Below are 18,167 nucleotides of genomic sequence, written 5' to 3' on the forward strand. Positions count from 1 at the left end.
GCAAAAATCATAAATTTGGGAATATGAAACTTACCGACGCCATTCCGAAATTATTGAACCACCATTTCAGGCATTATAGAAAATCGTATCCTGCTACTGACATTTCTGATGTTGCTACTTTGCTTCAAAATAATGTTGTCCTTCAAAATCCCGATAGAACATATTCGATTAACTTCGATTCGGCTAAAGTAAATGAAACTCTACTCGAAATCGCTCGCAATTTACTTTCTAAGCCTTTGCCTGATGATATTGAAGACGCCTTCGGGTACATCGCTCAGTTTAAAGACGGCCTAAAAATTTACGCATCAAATGCGCCAATTAACGCATACTCCGATTTAATAAAGGGGTTACGCAATTTTGTGTTGCTTCGAAGTAACCAAGGAACTGATGTCTACGATTTTTTGTTCGCATTATTGATTTCGAATAAAAAACGACCAAATCATCTTTTAAGTTTTGAATCGGCATATTTCCATTTTCTGCCTGTCTCGGGTTACCCAACCGAGATAATTTTTAAGTCCTGTTGCGAGGTGATGGAAAAGAACAAAGATCGCAGCAGCGACGTTTACAAATTTGCCCTTGCCATCGGCGGAATAAATGTTGAAATGGGAATTGACTTGTTTGCATTTGGGATGCATAATGACATATTACAGTTTCCCGGATTCGCGCCAAATATTTTAATCGGGTTATACAACGCTGGCAATAATGGTGCTTTCTCGCTGGCCGAAAGCCTTATCGAAAAGGATGTGATTGAGGGTTTGAAAGCATTTGCAGGTTTTGATTTTAAAACTTCGGTCGAAATACAAGCGGTAAGCAAAATTGCTACGTCAATCAGTGAAGAGCCAAATGTCATCAAGTCAAAATCCTGGCTGATCTGTAAAATTTTAAATAGTGCATTCTGTCCGGTGAATTTAAGGGATGAAAACTTAGAAAAGTTGCATAAGTTAATAGCGTCTGAAAATCAAGAAATCGCACACGCAGTTTTTGAAAACGTGATGTTTGCACTTGAAAATTATGAGGATGAAAAATATGAAATGCTAATATCGTATTTGAATAATACCCAAAATTTCAAAGTTTTTGAGAACTTCTTTTATCGGATAAAAAACCCAAAATATCTTTTCGGCATTTTGGTTGACCTATACCAAGACAAAGGGTTCAGGATTTCAATAGATCGTTTTGAACATTCGATTTTGAATTACTGGTCAGAATCGCAAACGGAGACAGAAAACCTGATTTTAAGCCTTTTCGAAGAAAGGAACCTGAGCTTTTTAGCCGTCAAAATAATGTTGGCAGGCCACGGCCACCCATTGCCGATTGACGTTACAAAATTAGTTGAAGAAAATGCACAATTAAACGCGGTCGAAAGTTTATGCGAGTACCCGCACTCGATTGAGAAGCTTGTCCCCATAGCATTAGATTTAAGAAAGTCGAAGTTCAAATCCGTACGCGAATATTTACAGCAAAAACTGGAACATTTAATTTTTAATACCTATCACGAATCACTTTTAAAAATTGCAGAGAATAAACTTTCGCCAATAGGTGACAAAAAGCTATTACAGTCGTTAAGAAATGCGCTTGAAAGCTATAAAAAAATGCGCGAATTTAAAGTGTCCGTCAAAGACTTAGACCCGAGAGAAAATGAGCAGGACTTAATGGATTTATACTACCGATTAGAACACGAAAATCAAGCGACACTAATGAAAAACACGAAAAAGGATGGCTTTTTATCAATGCTACGTGACGTGGTCGTTGTTCGTGGAAAAGCCTTCAAATCTGACGATGACAAACAAATTGTCCCTCTCCAACTAATTCAGTCGAGTGTATTGATAAACGGCGACGCATATAAAAACCCGCTTGCATTTGAACGAAAGCTTGAAAATCTTTAATTGTGGACATAAAAAACCTGATTGTCAAGGAATATCTCGAATCTTTGACGGAGCGAAATGAACTAAATTATATATTCCCAATGCTTCTTGAAGCGATGGGTTTCAATGTACTTTCGAAACCTACAGAGTTTGTTGGTCTTTCGGAATATGGTAAAGACATTGTAGCGGTTGGTGTCGATCCTGAAGACAATGTGAAACGACGTTTTTATTTCGAATTAAAAGGAGGGGCGGACAGAGATATTACGCAGAAGAATTTTTACGGCGATGACGGAATTCAACAGTCTTTGACCGAAGCATCTTATAATAAATTCGTATCGGCATTTCCTGAGTTTGAAAATTTGCCTCTTAAAATTGTTATCGTCCACAACGGGATAATCAAAGGAAACGTCCAACCAACGTTTGAGAGTTTTTTGACCAATTTGCAATCGCTAAACCCACAAATATCTTATGATCGGTGGGATATATCTCGCCTCACAGTATATTTTTCAGAAAAACTTTTCGGCGCATACTTGCTTGTCGATACTCGGACAACACGACTTTTTAATCGTGCTCTTCTCAACCTCAACGTGACCGACGGAATTTCAAAAGATTATTTCGAGTTACTCGATATTTTGTTAGGTGAACAATGGACACCGACCAAAAAGATTTCCAGAAAATGGCAACTTTTATTTGGTAGTTTAAAGTTAATCGGATTTGTTATCTACACTGAATCAAAAGAATATAATAACCTTGAAATTGCGAAGCGATACTGTACTCATCTGCTGATTAAATTCTGGCATTGGATACTTAAAAACAAACTTGAGGAGAATAAAAATGTCGTCATATACTTTGATCAGATTTTGAAGCAGTATTTTCAAATTTTGACAGAATATTTTCAAAGGACTATACCTATCGCGACTTTAAAGGACGGCGTGTTTTCCGAATTTGCTGGGCGCTACGAACAAATTGGCTTTACTAAAAGAACTTTCGAATATCTTGAATACTTTACTTTCTTTTACACCATCGTTCGATATTACGATAAGAAGCACGACGCGTCAATGCTTACTACGTTGATAAAAATTATAAACCAAAATACCGTTTCCGCGCGGCCGCTTATTGACCATCATTCAGTGGCTATAGTGAGTATATTGAATTTGTTTATTGAATGTAATAATATAGAAAGTGCGAGAAATTACCTTTCGGCGGTGATTGGGTCGATCATATACGCTAAAGAGAAATATGATATGCTGCCCGATGCAAATAACCATATTGAGAATGTAATTCGTTTTACGGTCACAGGAAGCAAACCCGTTTATTATTCTGATAGTACGTCACCATTGCTTGCGGTTATGTTTGAATATTTAGCTATACTTGATATGGAAAGCGAATATTTGAGGTTGCGAGACTTCGTGAAAAAGCACGAAATAGAATTGGGTGTGTTCGTGCCGTTCACGGGAAAAAACTCTTCGGCGTTACATTTGGTCACTGACAAAGAAAATGATCTTGACGAACAGTTGTTTTCGAAGTCAGTGAATGATGGCTATCAATCAGGTTTATCATTGACAAAAAACTTTTCTGAAGAATTGACTTTTCCTGATTTTAAAAACAAAATTGAAAAGCGGAAATCTGAGTTCGAATATGATTACAGGACTGATAAGGCAGGATACCCATTTTTGAGAAACTTAGCGCATATTTATTTTATGACGCCGTATTTTCCTGACAAGTGGAGAAACATAGGCTCAATCACGCAAGTCAAAGAATAGATTAATAAATTCAGTTGTTAACTTTAATTTGCGTTCTGCGTACATAAAAAACGTTATTTTTGACCTGTGAAACTTTTCGTCATCATCCTATCATTCTACTTCACAGCGCTTTCGGCATTGCCGTGCGCCGATGGCGATAACATTACGGCCACCGCCAAAAAGGAAATCACAAACCAAGAAAAACACGCTGACGACCATCAGGACTTATGTTCTCCGTTTTGCGTCTGCGCCTGCTGCGGAACGTATATGCTCAACTACGCACCGACACTTCCTTTTGTTGCAAAGCCAAAAAGCCAAGTGGTAACGCAGGCAGCGTCGTTGTACAAATCAACACTCGTTTCAAGCTACCAACATAGTATTTGGCAGCCACCACAACTTTCATAATGATGCCCGGATAATTTCCGGGAGACTTTTTACGGCCTTTTGCGCCGTGTTAAAGGGATAACCAATCCTTATCGTTTCATCATTATGCAAAGAAATGTTAGACAAAATCATCCATTTCAGCATCCACAACAAATTCATCGTGGGGCTGTTTACGTTGGTACTCGTCATTGCAGGCATTTATTCAGTATCGACGTTACCCGTCGATGCGCTGCCGGACATCACCAATAACCAAGTTCAAATTATTACGACCTCGCCGAAATTGGCGACACAGGAAGTCGAGCAATTCATCACTTATCCTGTCGAACAGGCCGTCAAGCCAATTCCCGATGTTGTGGAATTGCGTTCCATCAGCCGTTTCGGGCTTAGTGTCGTCACGGTAGTTTTCAAAGAAAACGTCGACATCTATTGGGCGCGTGCCCAAATTACCGAGCGGCTCAAAGAAGCCGCCGAAGTCATTCCCGAAGGCGCAGGCGAACCCGAACTCGCACCAATCAGTACGGGATTGGGCGAAATTTATCAATATGTAGTCTTTCCCAAAAAAGGCTACGAGGAGAAGTATGACGCGACCCAATTGCGCACAATCCAAGACTGGATTATCAAACCGCAGTTAATCGGAACGCCCGGCGTTGCGGAAGTCAACACGCTCGGCGGAAATCTCAAACAATACGAAATCGCCGTGCAGCCCGACAAGCTCAAAGGAATGAACACGACGATCACCGAAATTTTCGATGCGCTCGAAACCAATAACGAAAACACGGGCGGCGCGTACATTGACAAAAAGCCGTATGCGTATTTCATTCGTGGTGTCGGTATGGCTTCATCAATTGACGACATCCAAAAAATCGTCGTCAAGAACCAAAACGGCATCCCAATCCTGATTCGCGACGTGGCCGATGTCCGCATTGGTAGCGCGATTCGATACGGCGCAGTAACCAAAGACGGCAAAGGCGAAGAAGTATCGGGAATGGTAATGATGCTCAAAGGCGAAAACAGTGGCGAAGTCGTCCAACGCGTGACCGAGAAAATGGAACGCATCAAAAAGTCGCTTCCCGAAGGCGTGACCATCGAACCGTTTTTGGATAGGACAAAGTTGGTCGACAAAGCCATCCGCACCGTCGAAACAAACCTCATCGAAGGCGCATTGATCGTTATTTTCATCCTTGTGTTACTGCTCGGCAACTGGCGTGCAGGCTTGGTCGTCGCGTCGGTCATTCCGCTTTCTTTGCTATTTGCCATTGCGATGATGCGCATTTTCGGCGTATCGGGCAACTTGATGAGCCTCGGCGCAATTGACTTCGGGTTGATTGTAGACGGCGCGGTCATTATCGTGGAAGCGATTATGCACCGACTGCAAACCGTCAACAAAGGACGAATTTCGCAAGGTGAAATGAACAAACAGGTTTATAAAGCCGCCTCGAAAATCAGGGGAAGCGCCGCATTTGGTGAACTCATCATCCTGATTGTCTATTTGCCGATTTTGGCGCTTACAGGAATTGAAGGCAAAATGTTCGGCCCGATGGCGCAAACGGTATCGTTCGCTATTCTCGGCGCTTTCATCCTTTCACTGACTTACGTGCCGATGATGTCCGCGCTTGCATTGAGCAAGAACACAGGACACACGCGCAACATCAGCGATAAAATTATGGACAGGCTGCACGGTTGGTATAAACCATTGCTCGAAAGGTCTTTTAAAATCAAGAAAACAATTGTCGGCGTGTCGGTCGCATTGTTCATCGCGGCGCTTTTGCTTTTCAACAGTCTCGGCGGCGAATTTATCCCGACGCTTGACGAAGGCGATGTTGCGACGCACCTCATCATTGCATCGGGCAGTTCGCTTTCGCAGGAAGTCGATGCAACGTTGAAAGCCGAACGAATACTAAAGGCAAAGTTTCCCGAAGTCAAAATGGTTGTCGCCAAAATCGGTTCGGCTGAAATCCCGACCGATCCGATGCCTGTTGAAGCTGCCGACCTCATCATTTTATTGAAGGATAAAAGCGAATGGACTTCAGCCGATACCAAAGAAGAACTGATGGAAAAGATGGAAGCCGCGCTTAATGACATTCCTGGTGCAACCACCGAATTTTCGCAGCCGATTCAAATGCGATTTAATGAACTGATGACAGGTGTGCGCAGCGATGTCGCTGTCAAGATTTACGGCGAAGACATTGACTTGCTCGTTGGCAAAGGCGATGAAGCGCTCAAAATCATCAACACCGTCGAAGGCGTAAGCGATGCAAAGGCCGAACGCGTCGCCGGATTGCCACAGATAACCGTTCGGTACAATAAAGACAAATTGGCGCTCTACGGGCTTAAAATCGGCGAATTGAACAAGGTTTTGCGGATGGGCTTTGCCGGAGAATCGGCAGGCACGATTTACGAAGGCGAAAAACGTTTCGACCTCGTAGTGCGATTGGCCGAAAATAGCCGTGGCGATATTGCAAATATCAAGTCGCTGTTTGTCACATTGCCATCGGGCAACCAAATCCCGCTCGAACAAATTGCCGACGTGCAATACGAAGATGGCCCAATGCAGATTTCCCGCGAGGACGGCAAACGCCGTATCGTTGTCGGGTTTAACGTGCGTGGCCGCGACGTCGAATCGGTTGTCGAAGATATTCGCGAAAAACTCAATGCGCAACTCAAATTGCCCGCGGGTTATTACCTGACTTACGGCGGACAGTTTGAAAACCTCATCGATGCCAACAAACGTTTGGCCGTTGCCGTACCTGTCGCACTGGCGCTCATCCTTGTGCTGCTTTTCTTCACATTCAAATCGATGAAACAGGCGCTTTTGATATTCACCGCGATTCCATTGTCGGCAATCGGCGGTGTATTGGCGCTTTGGCTGCGTGGGATGCCATTCAGCATTTCGGCAGGCGTTGGCTTTATTGCGCTGTTCGGTGTAGCCGTACTAAACGGCATTGTCCTCATTGGCTATTTCAATCAACTCAAATCAGAAGGTATGGAAAACATATTCGACCGAATCCGCGAAGGCACGAAAGTCCGTTTGCGTCCAGTCATTATGACGGCAGCCGTCGCATCGTTGGGCTTTTTGCCTATGGCGATCAGTACAAGCGCAGGTGCGGAAGTGCAAAAGCCGTTGGCAACCGTCGTTATCGGCGGATTGATTACCGCGACATTATTGACGCTTATTGTTTTGCCGATATTGTACTATTTCGTCGAGAGCGGCATCAAAATCAAGCCAAAAGCTGTGACAATTTTGTTGTTATTCGCTTTGGCGTTGCCTGCTGTCGGTTCGGCACAGGAACAACCATTGAATGTAAATCGAGCATTGGAACTCGCTTATAAAAACAACCAAAGCGTCCGTGCTTCGGAGTTGGATGTACAAGCGCAAAACAAGTTGATCGGTTCGGCTTGGGATATTCCAAAAACGGAGCTTTCCGGCACGTTCGGGCAAATCAACTCGTCGGCGCAGGACAAAAACCTTTCGATTTCGCAAAGTATCAACCCGTTCAAAATTGGTGCAACGCGCAGGCTGCTTAAAGAAAACAGCGACGCAAGCCAACTGCGTTCGGCGATGACGAAACAACAGGTTGCATATTCCGTCCGCGAATCGTGGAATAACTTGCTGTATTATGGCAAGCTGAACACAATCTTATCGAAACAGTCTGCCGTGATGGACAAATTTGTCCGTTCCGCTGATGTGAAATTCCGCGTCGGTGAAACGAACTCACTCGAAAAGAATGTCGCGACGGCAAAGCAATTGGAATTGCAGCAACGCATCAAGCAAAACGAAGGGCAAATGAAAATTGAGCGAAGCCGTCTGAAATTGTTCCTAAATCTCAAGGATGATTTTGTTATTGCCGATACCGCTTTTATCCCGTTGCCTTCGGCAGCAATGACCGACACGACCGCAGTGAAGCAAAACCCCGAATTTCAATTGGCCGAAAAGCAGGTCGACATTGCAACAGCAACACGCAAGGCAGAACAGGCCGCGTTATGGCCGGATATTTCGGTGGGCTACTTCATTCAATCCATTACAGGGAATCAGGATGTCGACGGCACGCCACGATATTACGATGATGCTTTGCGCTTTCAAGGGTTTACGGCAGGCATTTCCGTCCCGATCTTTTTCGGCGGCAGTGCGGCAAAGGCCAAAGCTGCCAAAATCGGCATCGAACGCGAAAGGGAAAACGCTTCGTATGTACAAAACGAACTCAAAAGCCGACTGGTTGAACAAACCGAGCAACTTGCAACTTATCAAACGCTGATTGCATACTATCGCGACACCGCCGAACCCAATGCGCGAAAGATTACCGCCAATGCGACGAAGGCTTATCAGAACGGCGATATTTCGTACGTCGAATACGTGCAAAACCTCGAAACGGCCAATGGCATTTTAGTCAACTACGCCGACGCGATACGCCAATACAATCAGACCATTATCAACATCCAATACCTGACAAATCAATAAGATGAAAGCAAAATATATAACCATTAAAGCCTTTTTGTTCTTTTCGTTGCTCGTGGCTGCCGCTTGCGGGAAAAAGGAAGAATCCGCCAAAGCCGAACCCGAAGCGCATAAAGAAGAAGCGCACGCCGAAGGCAATATCAAAGAAGTAGAATTGAACGAGGCGCAGTATTCGTCGGCAGGCGTTGTTTTAGGCACTTTTACGCCGAAGAACCTCAGCGAAGTCATCAACGCGAACGGCTACACCAAATTGCCGCCACAAAATCAGGCCGATGTGTCGGTATTCGTTTCGGGCATCATCAAAAGCATTTCGGTTATCGAAGGACAAAACGTGCGCAAGGGACAAGTCATCGCGACGGTCGAAAGTCCTGAATTTACACGAATCCAACAGGAATACCTGACCTCAAAAAGCAACTTGGAATTTCTGAAACTCGAATACGAGCGCCAACGGATTTTAAGCGAAGAAGAAGTGTCGGCCAAAAAGATTTTCCAAAAGACAAAAGCCGAATACGACATTGAAAAAGCGCGTTATGCGTCACTGGCGAAGCAACTTCAAACAATGAACATCAATCCGAGCAGAGGCGCGGTTGCTACGGTTCCCGTCGTTGCGCCGATTTCAGGTTCGATTACCGAGGTCAATATCAAAATCGGCAGCACGGTTGCGCCGGGACAAGCTTTGGTCAACATCGTCGACAATTCGCAGTTGCACGTCGATTTGCTCGTTTACGAAAAAGACTTGCAGAAAGTCAAGACAGGCCAAAACGTGCGCTTTGTTTTGACCAATCAGGACAACACCGAAATCAGGGGCAAGATTTTCAGCGTCGGCAAGGCGTTCGAGAATGAAACGAAATCGGTAGCAGTCCACGCCGACATCGAGAACGAAAAACAACAACTAATTCCCGGTATGTATGTCAATGCGTTAATCGACGTTGGTGCGAATACGGTCAATGCACTTCCTGTCGATGCCATCGTAAAAGCCGAAGGCCGCGAGTTTATCTTTATCCTCGAAGGCGTTCACGAAGAAAGCGACAATCACGATGCCGAGGAAGGACATTCACACGATGACGGTCATTCGCACGAAGAAACAGCATCACACGATCAGCAGCAAGGCCATTCACACGACGACGGCCACGCACATAAGGAATCGGGCAAAAGCTACCATTTCCAACGCATCGAAGTCAAAACTGGAACGGCGCAATTGGGCTACGTTCAGGTTACGCCTTTACAAGAACTTCCCACGGATGCCAAAATTGTCGTAAAAGGCGCGTATTACATCCAAAGCCACTTGTTGAAAAGCGAAGGCGGCGGCGGTCACGAACATTAATCCATAAATCTAAAAATCATACAATGAAAAACTTAGTAAAAACCTTCATCTTCGTTGCTTTCCTGACTATAACCACTAACGTGGTCGCGCAACAGAAAACAATTCAGAAAGCCACCATCAAAACTGAAATTACCTGCGACCACTGTAAGCAATGTGAAACGTGCGGCGGCTTGCTCGAACAGACGTTATTGAAAACGAAAGGCATCCAAATGATTACACTCAATGAAAAGGATGAAACCATCGAAGTCATCTATAACTCAAAGAAAATCGATTTGCCGACCATCAAAACGGCCATCAGCAAATTGGGTTATGCTGCCGACGAAGTAAAGGCCGATCCTGCCGGATATGAGAAGTTAGACGGTTGTTGTAAGCCTTCATAATGAACAACTAAATTTCAAATGGAAACAGAACACGACCATAACCACGACGACGGACATTCGCACGATGGCGATGCCAATACCAATGCGATAGCAGCAGACAGTTCAGGTTGGAAAAGCCATTGGCAACTATTGCTTGCCGTGCTGATTTTATTTGTGATGCTGACGCTCGAATTCGGCTTTGATTACGTCCCGCCGTTTCCTGTGAACCTCATCATTTTCGGCATCGCGTATTTACTCGCAGGCTACAATGTCCTAAATCTTGCATTTCGCAAGGCGATTCGATTCGATTTCTTCAACGAATTTTTCCTGATGAGCGTTGCCACGATTGGCGCTTTTGCGATTGGCTCGTACAGCGAAGGCGTTGCGGTTATGGTGTTCTATTCGATTGGCGAATGGTTTCAGGAAGCGGCGGTCAACCGTGCCAAGCGCAGCATTAAAGCGCTGCTCGACATCAGGCCGGATGAAGTGTCCGTAAAAAGAAACGGTGCAGTCCAGGTCGTACATCCGAACGAAGTAAAGCCCGGCGAAACGATTCAGGTCAAGCCCGGCGAAAAAGTCGCACTCGATGGTGAACTCATTTCCGAAAAGGCATCGTTCAACGCTGCGGCGCTTACAGGCGAAAGCAAGCCCGATAGCAAATCAGCAGGCGAATCGGTTTACGCGGGAATGATTAACCTCAACACGGTCGCCGAAATCAAAGTGACTTCAGCTTTCACCGATAGCAAATTGAGCAAGATTTTAGAAATGGTTCAGGATGCGACAGCGAGGAAATCGCAGACACAATTGTTCATCAGCCGTTTCGCGAAAGTTTATACGCCGATAGTATTTGCATTGGCGATTATGGTTTGTCTCGTACCGTACTTTTTTGTCGATCCGTATGTTTTCAATGTTTGGTTTTACCGTGCGTTGGTGTTCTTGGTCATCAGTTGCCCGTGTGCGTTGGTCGTGTCGATTCCGCTTGGCTATTTCGGCGGCATCGGGCTTGCATCGCGAAACGGCATACTGTTCAAAGGCTCGAACTTCCTCGACGTAATGACTAAAATCGATACCGTTGTAATGGACAAAACGGGAACGCTTACCGAAGGCGTTTTTGAAGTGCAGGAAGTTGTGACACAAGACATCGAAGAACCGTATTTGGTAAAACTGACTGCGGCGATTGAAAGCCATTCGACGCACCCGATTGCGCAAGCCGTTGTCAAATACGCCGGAACTGACGCAACTAAGGAAATGACCGTCGGGCAAGTCGAAGAAATTTCGGGACACGGATTGAAAGGAACGGTCGACGGCAAAGAAGTGCTTGCCGGAAATGCAAAACTGCTACGAAAATTCAACATCGACTATCCAGCCGAAATCGAAAACGTCGTCTATACGATTGTCGTCGTCGCGGTCGATAAGCAATACAAAGGCTACATTACAATTGCCGATAAAATCAAAGAAGATGCGGCACACGCGATTCAAAGTCTGCACAAGCTGAACATCAAAACCGTGATGTTATCAGGCGACAAACAAAGCGTCGTTGATTTGGTGGCAAAGGAACTCGGAATTGACAATGCCTACGGCGATTTGCTGCCTGAAGGAAAAGTCGAAAAAGTTCAAGCCTTGAAAAATCAAGGCCGACACATTGCGTTTGTCGGCGACGGCGTAAATGACGCGCCTGTTGTAGCGTTGGCCGATGCGGGTATCGCGATGGGCGGCTTGGGAAGCGATGCAACAATCGAAACCGCCGACATCGTTATCCAAAACGACCAACCGTCAAAAATCTTTACGGCGATCAAAGTGGGAAAGGTCACGCGTAATATCGTTTGGCAAAACATCGTGATGGCTATGGTTGTCAAGGTGATTGTTTTGGCATTGGGCGCGGGAGGCATTGCTACTTTGTGGGAAGCGGTTATTGCGGATGTTGGCGTGGCTTTGTTAGCTATTTTGAACGCGGTGAGGATTCAAAACAAACGACTTTAAAAATCAAAGGGATGAATAATCATCCCTTTTTTTTACAAGCCAAGTTCGGTTTCAACGAACTCTTTCGAGCCGTTTTCACCTTTTATCTCCAACCAAATCTCACTTTTATCTCCGCTCACTGATAGATTGAAAGTGAAGAAATCGCAGCAAGTGCGTTCGGTTTTGATAAATTCGGTCAGTTCGTCAAGCACTTTGTCTTTTCCGTCGAACCTGAAAGCGAAACCATTCGGCAATTCCTGTTTCTCTAACACTTGCTTTTTGAGACTTGCAAGAACGGTTTCTTTGCGTTTCAGCAATTCGGGCGAACTCAGTTTACAGGCCATCGTCGCCGAGTTTTTGGCTTCGCAAGTTGTCGCGCAGTTTTCAGCGGTAGCTTTATTCGCTTTTTTTCGGTCTTCGCTTTTTTGGCAAGAAAAACAAATTGTCATCAAGACTATACACAAAGCATATTTCTTCATCGGGTCAAATTTTAGTTCATTCTAAATTTTCGTAAAACGTTATCAGGTTCCCGTGCAAATCGACAGTGTGAAATTCACGCGTTCCCCAATACGTATCTTCAATAGCCGATTTTTCGCTATGCAAAACGCCTGTCGCTTTCAGTTCGTCGAAAAGTTCATCAACGCCTTTGATCTCAATTCGGCAACTGTGCGTTCCGGCCAAAAAACTTTCCGCGCCGCTACTGATTGGTTTTAGAAAAAGGAAAATGCTTTTCCATTTCCAACTATGATTGCACGAAGCCCAAAGATGCAACTCGATTTCGTCTCGTACCAAGATGGCAAACGTCGCTTCCTTGTGACGGCAATCGAAATTGAGCTTCGCTTTGTAGAAGTCGACGGCCTCGTCGATGCGCGTTACGGGAAACGCCGGAATGGTTTTCAGCAGTTTTGCCATTGGGATTTTGCTTGTCAGTTACTAAGGTAGCAACAATTACGCTTCCGACTTCAAATCCAATCCTTTAACAAGTTCCGAGAGTTGGACGTCGAGTGCGTGAGAAAACCGTAGCAACAGGTTGAAAGTGATGCTTTGCTTGTTTTGGAAAACCTTGCGGACTGCGCCTTCTGAGCATTTTGAAGCGCGTGCAAAAGCCGATTTGTTTCCCTTGAACTTTACAAGGAACAACTCGTAAATTCTTTTGCTTAATTCGACTTCGTTTTGCTCAATCTGCTTCTGCATAAAGCAAAGAAAACAAACGTGCAGGGCAATATTCTTTTTATAATTCGTACTATAGCACGAATTTTATTATATTTGGCTATTGACTTCAAACACAATAGCAAATGAAAAAACTACTCTTACCCGTTTTGGCTTGCGCAATGTTCGGTTGTTCATCTGATGATGGCGGCTCATCCAATGACGGTATAATTAATTCTGCCGACGACGTGGCCGGGAACTGGCGGATGGTTGGCAAGTATGAACACGGCTCAACCACCAACACCGCAACGCCGTGTAATCTGCAACTGTCGACCTTGTTTTTTGGCGAAAATCACCTTTTCACGCTGAAGACAGGAAATACAACAACGTCCGGTACGTGTTCAACAACGACCTCATCGTATGATGAGTATTGGATATTGGTCGGGATTGTCCGCATCGAGCAGAACAGCACTAACAAACAGATTTATACTGCGGAAATGGTCGACGGCCACCTGCAACTTACGCAGACCTCATACACCAATTCAAGCGGCTTTCACGACATTGAAGAAGCCGATCAAAAGACGCTTGTATACGAGCGGTACGAAAATTAAAAAGCCTGTGTCCGAATTATCGCGTTGGTGCTATGTGCGTGTTTGCGAGAGCCTAAAAATTAGCCTACACGCGCGTACGCGTATACAGTCACATAAACCCCTGGGTTTTTTTGGGTAAATTTATGCTTGTTCAGGATGAAGTATTTTAAGTAATCGGTTATGGATAAAAATCAGAAAATCGACAAGCAAAAAGCGGTTATCCGTGATGGTATTATTCGCAGCCGAGCGTTGTTGAAGGTGATACGGGAAATGGCGCGTAAAGCAGCGAACGGTTCATATCCGTATGGTCAAGACCATACCCCTTTAAAAAAGTGAGCGACGAGTTTGGAAAGTCGTTTGTTTTAGGGGCATGGGGTGTAAGTTTCCTGTGGCGGTGAAATTTTTTTGGCTTTTTTGTCGCGTTGCGATGGCGTTTGCGGTCGCACAACGCTCGCAAAGCGAGTGAAATTCCGGGTACATTTTCTTTTTGATGGTTCTTTTTTTTTTNTTTTTTTGGATTTTAGTTACTGTTTGATAAATGCTTCTTTTTTTTAATACAGTAGTTTGGTTTAATAGTTTTATATAGGTCGAGAAATTCTTTGCTCATTTTTGATTCTTTCTCGGGCTTTTTGGGCCGCTAATTTCTTTTCGTTTTTCAACTTCAAACTTCTATATTTCTCCCGATTCATTTCTGCGATGTAAGCTAAGTCGTCGAGGGTCAGGTCAAAACTGACATAGAAGCCGCGAACGGCTTTACCGTACGAAACCAAGTGCCAGTTCAATTCCAATTCGTTTTTAATTTTGTTCAATTGGTATTCCTTTGCAAATTTTTGTACGGCAGGGGATATGTTGTTAGACACTTTTGGCTTGCCCTCCATTCTTGAGACGATGAACTTGTTGGTAATCTTACAGTAACGCTTGTTGCCGAGGATGCTTTTGATCGCAAGGAAGGTCAGCAGGCACGCTTTTTCGAAGTCAGTTTTTTGGTTGTCGTAATAGTCCCAATAGATGCGTAGGTTAAGGCCGGCATACGGGCAACTAACTGGCAGTGTTGCATATAATTTCTGTCCCCGTTCAAATGACGCGATTGGATCAGCAAGTTTTATATTATAAAATTTCATAGCCAATTTCATCCGTTGTACTATTGCCTCATCTTCATCATTATCATTGTCATCGAATTTCAATGTATGCTCATATAAACAATAGTCACAAATGTTATCAAGAACCTGCCGCGAGTTCACAAGGAAGCCTCGCAGCAGGTAAATTGGAAAGTTGAAGTAACGAATTCCTTTATTCATCGCGACTTCATCGATAGGGGTTGTAGGCAGCGTTCGACTTCGGAACGACGGAAGTAAACTCTGTTGCCAGTCCCGCATCCGATAATTTTGCCTGTTTTTTTCCATCCGTTAAGTGTCGAGAGACTGATTTTTAAAAACTGTGCAGCTTCCTTTCGAGTTAGAAGGTCGTCAGGCTGCAAGTTTTTGAACTCTTCGAGCATAAGTCTTAGCTCGGTTCTGACGGTAGCCGCAATCTCTTGTTTAAGTTGATGTGGCTCAATGGAGGTGAATTGAAATGTACTCATTTTGATAGGGATTTAAATTATATCGCAAATCTCCTATCGGGCGTGTCCTTTTGAAAGGACGTGCGTGTCCTTTTTATGGAACGTCAGTTGTAATGGTGTGCATTTAGGTATTAGCCAGTACGTTGTAATTTTCGAAGCAGTCCTTTATTTGACATATTTTCCCTTAGATGTACTACGACTGCTTGAGCCATTCCAGCGCGTCATAGTAATTACGTCTGCGATCAGGTGTTTCCAACTCATCAAGAGGTCTGAACTTCGTTACGCTGACATTATAATGCTCGAAGAACCAATCGCTGAAATCGACCTGTTTTCCGTGCATATAGTCGTCAACTTTCATCTTCTGGTAATAGTAAGCTACATCGGCGGCCAGCCCTTCGTTTTCCGCTTGTACGTAGTTTTCCATAATGTGAAGAAACAATCGATAGCCTGTAGGGGTAAAAGTCTTATAAAATCTTTCCGGCAGTACTGGTCTTTCAGATACTATGGTATCCAATTGGGTTGTTAAGTAGGCAATGTCATCACCGAACACAGCGTTATCTGACTTGTAGTCGAGTTGGCTTAAAACAGAAATAAGATTCTTCAAGTGCCGCCTTTTGTCAGGCTCATTAAAGCCATCGCCCAAACATTCCATTGAAGCAATAAATTTCTTTCGGACGAAATGGACGAGTTCGGGCAGGTTGTGTTTAAAAATGGTTTCGTCAACCTGTATTTGGAATTGCGGCAACTTTTCTGCGAATCCGTTAATGAGACTAACACTACTTAGATTGTTAATTTCCTCGTTAAACATTGCAAGATGCTCGCATATTAAAGATAAACCCGTAAGTGTTGATTTGATTTTGTGGTCAATATCCGGCTTGCCAATAGATGGAAAATTGAAACCTTCTAACTTTTCCAAAAATCCCTTTTGCCTCAAAACTGCCGTCACTTCCGTTAAGGTAGGCTCATCGGCAATTATTCCGATAAAATGACCGAAAGCGACGATGCGTTCTGTATCAGAAGCACTTTCCTTTTTCAACGGCAACTTCTTTACCCCGGCGATAATGCTCTCACTTGTCACTTCATATAAGTCTTCATTCAAATCAATGATTTTTACCTTTTCCATCTGAGTTTTTGTAAAAGTTGTCTAAATTTTACCTGAAAGCCCTAAAATGAAAACGCAACTATCTGAAATTCAAATAGTTGCGTATAACTTCTGCGGAGGAAGAGGGATTCGAACCCCCGGACCTGTTACAGTCAACAGTTTTCAAGACTGCCGCAATCGACCACTCTGCCATTCCTCCAATAAAATGCTTCCCTGCTTGGGAATGCGGATGCAAATATAACAACCTTTTTAAGGTTTGCAAAAACATTTTCAGTAAAAATACGCATTTTATTTTTTGCCGATGATTTTCAGTCCATTGGGCTAACATACACCTTATCTCGTACCTTTACCATTCAATTTTTTTTATGAAAAATCTGCTCTTGCTCCACGGCGCGGTCGGGTCAAGCCGGCAACTGGAAGGGCTGGCCAAAGCGCTGTCCAGCGAATACACCGTCCATACACTCAATTTTTCTGGCCACGGCGGGCGCGAATTGCCCGAAGTTTTTTCCATCGAGACTTTTGCGGACGACGTGTTATCATTCCTGGATGCGGAAGGCTTGACGTCCGTCTTTATTTTCGGGTATAGTATGGGCGGTTATGTGGCGTTGTTTCTGGCGCGGCATCATCCGGAGAAAGTGTCGTCGGTTTTTACCTTAGCGACCAAGTTCGAGTGGTCGCCCGACATCGCCCAACGCGAGGCCAAAATGTTGGATCCGGAGAAAATACAGGAGAAAGTCCCTGCATTTGCATCGGCATTGAAAGCAAGACATCAACCCATTTCCTGGGAACAAGTGCTGTCACGAACCGCAGCCATGATGTTGTCCATGGGCGCGCGCAACCCGCTGTCCACACCCGATTTTTCGGCGATAATGCAACCGGTTCGATTGGCCGTGGGCGATAACGATACCATGGTGAGCATTGCGGAGACAACCGCGGTCTGTCGTCAATTGCCTTGCGCCAGTTTGGCGGTGTTGCCGAATGTCCAACATCCGATAGAGAAAATCGTTATCGCCGATTTGGCGCGTGAAGTGGATTTGTTTTTCAGAAATCCTTAAACGCACGCCGGGCGCCGCTTTGCTGCTGGTGCCAAAGTTCCATCCGTTTAAAAACGTCATTGGCGCCGCTACTGCGGATTTTTTTCTTTTCCGGTTGGTGCGTAAAAAGAAGCAGGAAGAAAAATACGAATATGAACTTCGCTTTTTTTCTCATGAGATGGTGTTGTCCGGTGTTAAGACTTTGGATGCGTAGCCGCTAAAAACCGTCAAAGCCCTGCGTAGCGTCTGGCCGTTTCGTTAATGACATTCGAGAACGATACGATGTCGTCGATGCTGTTGATTGAGGTGCGCGTCTCGACTTTTCGTTCGCTGATTGTCCCGATGTATTTTTGCTTGGCGTTGAGATACAGCCTGCAGATGGTGCGGTGGCTGTTGTTGTCCATGATGATGGCCATGTACGTTTTGGCTTCGCTCACGCTCACGCGGTCGGGTTTCACGCTGCCGTCCAGGATGTTCTTGACCAGCGTGAAAGCTTCGTGTTGTTCCTCCTGAAAATAAAGATTTGCTTTCATGGTTTTCCGGGTTTAAGCAATATTTCACAAAGTGAATCAAAGCAACCCAGAAATCAAATACGTATTTATACTGAATTTTGTACGTAAAAATGCGTAACGCCTGGTGTTAAAACGG

Annotated in this window: 16 protein-coding genes and 1 tRNA gene; 9 read left to right on the forward strand and 8 right to left on the reverse strand. The window is 44.5% G+C overall.

Annotated elements, in window-relative coordinates:
• Nucleotides 1–23: 23 nt before the first annotated feature.
• The 7 genes from ACM9J1_RS01065 (at nt 24) to ACM9J1_RS01095 (ending at nt 12,104) form a co-directional block, all read left to right on the forward strand.
• Nucleotides 24–1,883, forward strand: a complete 1,860-nt coding sequence (locus tag ACM9J1_RS01065) for a hypothetical protein (RefSeq protein WP_415579991.1) — start codon at nt 24–26, stop codon at nt 1,881–1,883.
• A gap of 2 nt (nt 1,884–1,885) precedes the next feature.
• Nucleotides 1,886–3,625, forward strand: a complete 1,740-nt coding sequence (locus ACM9J1_RS01070; protein ID WP_415579993.1) for a hypothetical protein — start codon at nt 1,886–1,888, stop codon at nt 3,623–3,625.
• Between the two features lie 66 nt (nt 3,626–3,691).
• The gene (locus tag ACM9J1_RS01075; RefSeq protein WP_415579995.1) at nt 3,692–4,009 is read left to right on the forward strand and encodes a DUF6660 family protein; all 318 of its coding nucleotides are present in this window, start codon (nt 3,692–3,694) and stop codon (nt 4,007–4,009) included.
• A 94-nt stretch (nt 4,010–4,103) separates the two neighbouring features.
• Entirely contained in the window at nt 4,104–8,444 is a 4,341-nt protein-coding gene (locus ACM9J1_RS01080; RefSeq protein WP_415579996.1) for a CusA/CzcA family heavy metal efflux RND transporter, read from the forward strand.
• A 1-nt stretch (nt 8,445) separates the two neighbouring features.
• Entirely contained in the window at nt 8,446–9,765 is a 1,320-nt protein-coding gene (locus ACM9J1_RS01085; RefSeq protein ID WP_415579998.1) for an efflux RND transporter periplasmic adaptor subunit, read from the forward strand.
• Nucleotides 9,766–9,788: 23 nt separating this feature from the next.
• Nucleotides 9,789–10,145 carry a cation transporter gene (locus ACM9J1_RS01090; RefSeq protein ID WP_415579999.1) on the forward strand — a complete coding sequence of 119 codons (357 nt, stop codon included), beginning with the start codon at nt 9,789–9,791 and terminating at the stop codon, nt 10,143–10,145.
• 18 nt (nt 10,146–10,163) lie between these two features.
• Nucleotides 10,164–12,104 (forward strand): heavy metal translocating P-type ATPase, encoded by a 1,941-nt coding sequence (locus ACM9J1_RS01095; protein ID WP_415580000.1) that lies wholly within the window; start codon nt 10,164–10,166, stop codon nt 12,102–12,104.
• A gap of 32 nt (nt 12,105–12,136) precedes the next feature.
• Here the strand turns inward: ACM9J1_RS01095 and ACM9J1_RS01100 are convergent, their stop codons facing one another.
• From ACM9J1_RS01100 to ACM9J1_RS01110, 3 genes are all read right to left on the reverse strand, one after another.
• Nucleotides 12,137–12,427, reverse strand: a complete 291-nt coding sequence (locus ACM9J1_RS01100) for a hypothetical protein (protein WP_415580001.1) — start codon at nt 12,425–12,427, stop codon at nt 12,137–12,139.
• A gap of 151 nt (nt 12,428–12,578) precedes the next feature.
• The gene (locus ACM9J1_RS01105) at nt 12,579–12,995 is read right to left on the reverse strand and encodes a VOC family protein (protein WP_415580003.1); all 417 of its coding nucleotides are present in this window, start codon (nt 12,993–12,995) and stop codon (nt 12,579–12,581) included.
• Between the two features lie 36 nt (nt 12,996–13,031).
• Complete coding sequence (locus ACM9J1_RS01110; RefSeq protein WP_415580005.1) at nt 13,032–13,277, reverse strand: XRE family transcriptional regulator; 246 nt, start codon at nt 13,275–13,277, stop codon at nt 13,032–13,034.
• 101 nt (nt 13,278–13,378) lie between these two features.
• Between ACM9J1_RS01110 and ACM9J1_RS01115 the strand changes: the two genes are divergently transcribed.
• Entirely contained in the window at nt 13,379–13,843 is a 465-nt protein-coding gene (locus ACM9J1_RS01115) for a hypothetical protein (RefSeq protein ID WP_415580006.1), read from the forward strand.
• 557 nt (nt 13,844–14,400) lie between these two features.
• Here the strand turns inward: ACM9J1_RS01115 and ACM9J1_RS01120 are convergent.
• The 4 genes from ACM9J1_RS01120 to ACM9J1_RS01135 form a co-directional block, all read right to left on the reverse strand.
• Entirely contained in the window at nt 14,401–15,225 is an 825-nt protein-coding gene (locus ACM9J1_RS01120; protein ID WP_415580453.1) for a hypothetical protein, read from the reverse strand.
• Nucleotides 15,117–15,404 (reverse strand): helix-turn-helix domain-containing protein, encoded by a 288-nt coding sequence (locus ACM9J1_RS01125; protein WP_415580007.1) that lies wholly within the window; start codon nt 15,402–15,404, stop codon nt 15,117–15,119. Before ACM9J1_RS01125 ends, ACM9J1_RS01120 begins: the two co-directional genes overlap by 109 nt.
• A gap of 172 nt (nt 15,405–15,576) precedes the next feature.
• A complete protein-coding gene (locus tag ACM9J1_RS01130; protein ID WP_415580008.1) occupies nt 15,577–16,506 on the reverse strand; it encodes a hypothetical protein in 930 nt (309 codons plus the stop codon).
• A gap of 93 nt (nt 16,507–16,599) precedes the next feature.
• Nucleotides 16,600–16,684: transfer RNA gene (locus ACM9J1_RS01135), tRNA-Ser, on the reverse strand.
• A gap of 166 nt (nt 16,685–16,850) precedes the next feature.
• On the opposite strand from ACM9J1_RS01135, the gene ACM9J1_RS01140 reads away from it, so the two are divergent.
• Nucleotides 16,851–17,540 carry an alpha/beta fold hydrolase gene (locus ACM9J1_RS01140; RefSeq protein WP_415580009.1) on the forward strand — a complete coding sequence of 230 codons (690 nt, stop codon included), beginning with the start codon at nt 16,851–16,853 and terminating at the stop codon, nt 17,538–17,540.
• A gap of 206 nt (nt 17,541–17,746) precedes the next feature.
• Here ACM9J1_RS01140 and ACM9J1_RS01145 read toward each other — a convergent pair whose 3' ends face one another.
• Nucleotides 17,747–18,052, reverse strand: coding sequence for a hypothetical protein (locus ACM9J1_RS01145; protein WP_415580010.1), 306 nt, complete (start codon nt 18,050–18,052; stop codon nt 17,747–17,749).
• Nucleotides 18,053–18,167 lie beyond the last annotated feature (115 nt).

It is taken from the genome of Flavobacterium longum, from assembly GCF_965137575.1.
In the GTDB taxonomy this organism is placed as follows: domain Bacteria; phylum Bacteroidota; class Bacteroidia; order Flavobacteriales; family Flavobacteriaceae; genus Flavobacterium; species Flavobacterium longum.

Coding starts and splice junctions, on each gene's coding strand:
- ACM9J1_RS01125 (WP_415580007.1), bottom strand. CDS start 15,404: ATGAGTACATTTCAATTCACCTCCATTGAGCCACATCAACTTAAACAA.
- ACM9J1_RS01095 (WP_415580000.1), top strand. CDS start 10,164: ATGGAAACAGAACACGACCATAACCACGACGACGGACATTCGCACGAT.
- ACM9J1_RS01085 (WP_415579998.1), top strand. CDS start 8,446: ATGAAAGCAAAATATATAACCATTAAAGCCTTTTTGTTCTTTTCGTTG.
- ACM9J1_RS01140 (WP_415580009.1), top strand. CDS start 16,851: ATGAAAAATCTGCTCTTGCTCCACGGCGCGGTCGGGTCAAGCCGGCAA.
- ACM9J1_RS01115 (WP_415580006.1), top strand. CDS start 13,379: ATGAAAAAACTACTCTTACCCGTTTTGGCTTGCGCAATGTTCGGTTGT.
- ACM9J1_RS01110 (WP_415580005.1), bottom strand. CDS start 13,277: ATGCAGAAGCAGATTGAGCAAAACGAAGTCGAATTAAGCAAAAGAATT.
- ACM9J1_RS01090 (WP_415579999.1), top strand. CDS start 9,789: ATGAAAAACTTAGTAAAAACCTTCATCTTCGTTGCTTTCCTGACTATA.
- ACM9J1_RS01080 (WP_415579996.1), top strand. CDS start 4,104: ATGTTAGACAAAATCATCCATTTCAGCATCCACAACAAATTCATCGTG.
- ACM9J1_RS01145 (WP_415580010.1), bottom strand. CDS start 18,052: ATGAAAGCAAATCTTTATTTTCAGGAGGAACAACACGAAGCTTTCACG.
- ACM9J1_RS01130 (WP_415580008.1), bottom strand. CDS start 16,506: ATGGAAAAGGTAAAAATCATTGATTTGAATGAAGACTTATATGAAGTG.
- ACM9J1_RS01105 (WP_415580003.1), bottom strand. CDS start 12,995: ATGGCAAAACTGCTGAAAACCATTCCGGCGTTTCCCGTAACGCGCATC.
- ACM9J1_RS01120 (WP_415580453.1), bottom strand. CDS start 15,225: ATGGAAAAAAACAGGCAAAATTATCGGATGCGGGACTGGCAACAGAGT.
- ACM9J1_RS01100 (WP_415580001.1), bottom strand. CDS start 12,427: ATGGCCTGTAAACTGAGTTCGCCCGAATTGCTGAAACGCAAAGAAACC.
- ACM9J1_RS01065 (WP_415579991.1), top strand. CDS start 24: ATGAAACTTACCGACGCCATTCCGAAATTATTGAACCACCATTTCAGG.